This window comes from Frankia sp. AiPs1 (assembly GCF_023716945.1).
Classification (GTDB): Bacteria; Actinomycetota; Actinomycetes; order Frankiales; family Frankiaceae; genus Frankia.
The window spans coordinates 1-1,176 of record NZ_JAMQQF010000990.1 but is presented as its reverse complement, the minus strand read 5'-3'; the positions used below and the strand labels follow the sequence as shown (position 1 = coordinate 1,176).

Genomic DNA, 1,176 nt, shown 5'->3' with positions numbered 1-1,176 from the left:
GCGACGGGCAGGCCGCCATGGCCACCGCCGTCGACGTCTTCAGCGAGATCTGGTACGGCGGCCGACCGGCCACCGCCGCCGCCTACCAGGTGCTCGTCGACGCGGACACCGTGCTGTCGCGGCTGCGCCGCGGGGCGGGCGGACGGGACAGCGCGGCGGGCAGCCTCGCGGTGCCGGCATGACAGCCGACGCCACCCTGACGCCGGGCGGCACCAGCCCGGGCGGCGCTTCGCCCAGCGCTGTGCGCAGCGGCCCCCGCCCGCCGGCGGTGCGCCGCGGGATCCTCGTGACGGCCGTCGTCGGCGCCATCGTGCTCGGTTTCCTCCTGATCACCGCCCTGGCGACCCGCCCGGCGGGACGACCGGCGCTGGATGTGGCCTCACCTGAGTCCGACGGCACCCGCGCCGTGGCCCAGATTCTGCGCGCCCGCGGCGTGGCGGTGTCCGCCGCCGACGCCGTGCCCGCGGGTTCGGCCGGCCGGCCGGACACACTCGTCGTCGTCCGCCCCGGACGGCTGACCCACGACGCGCTCACCGACCTGCTCGGTCGCGTCTGGCGGGGCTCCGACGTCGTGCTGGTGGCACCGGGTGACGCCGTACTCGACGCGCTCGACGTCGGCATCGTCACAGCCGACCGGCAGCCGGCCGGCGGCGAGTCCGGCCCTCGATGCGCGCTGGCCGAGGCCGCGGTGGCGGGCAGCGTCACGATCGGCGCGGGGCGCGCCTTCACCACCGCTGACGGCGCCGATCTCGGCGACATGCGTCCGACCCTCTGCTACGGCGACCCGCCCGATTCGGCCGAGCTCGCGGTACTCAACCCCGGCCGGACCGAAGCCGCGCCGGCGGCCGGGCGGCTGGTGCTGCTCAGCTCCGCGGACTTCCTCACCAACGGGGAGCTGGACCGTTCGGGCCACGCCGCGCTCGCGCTCGGCCTGCTCGCCCGGCATCCGGCGCTGTCCTGGATCACCCCGGCCGCGGACGCCGCCGGCGGAGTCGGCACCCGCAGCGTCACCGAACTGCTGCCCGCCGGGTTCCGGTGGGCGTGCCTGCAGGCCCTCGTCGCGCTGGTACTGCTGGCGCTGTGGCGGGGGCGGCGGCTGGGACCGCCGGTAGCCGAGCCGCTGCCCGTGATCGTGCGGGCCGCGGAGACCGTGGAGGGGCGCGGCCGGCTCTACGC

At 77.6% G+C, this 1,176-nt stretch carries 2 protein-coding genes; both read left to right on the top strand.

The genetic code is table 11. From position 1 onward, the window contains the following. A partial coding sequence (locus ND748_RS32390; RefSeq protein WP_251750070.1) for a DUF4129 domain-containing protein occupies window positions 1-182 on the top strand: 182 nt, incomplete at its 5' end. Next, window positions 179-1,176: DUF4350 domain-containing protein (locus tag ND748_RS32385; RefSeq protein ID WP_251750069.1), on the top strand; the 998-nt coding region annotated here is incomplete at its 3' end. The genes ND748_RS32390 and ND748_RS32385, both read left to right, overlap by 4 nt.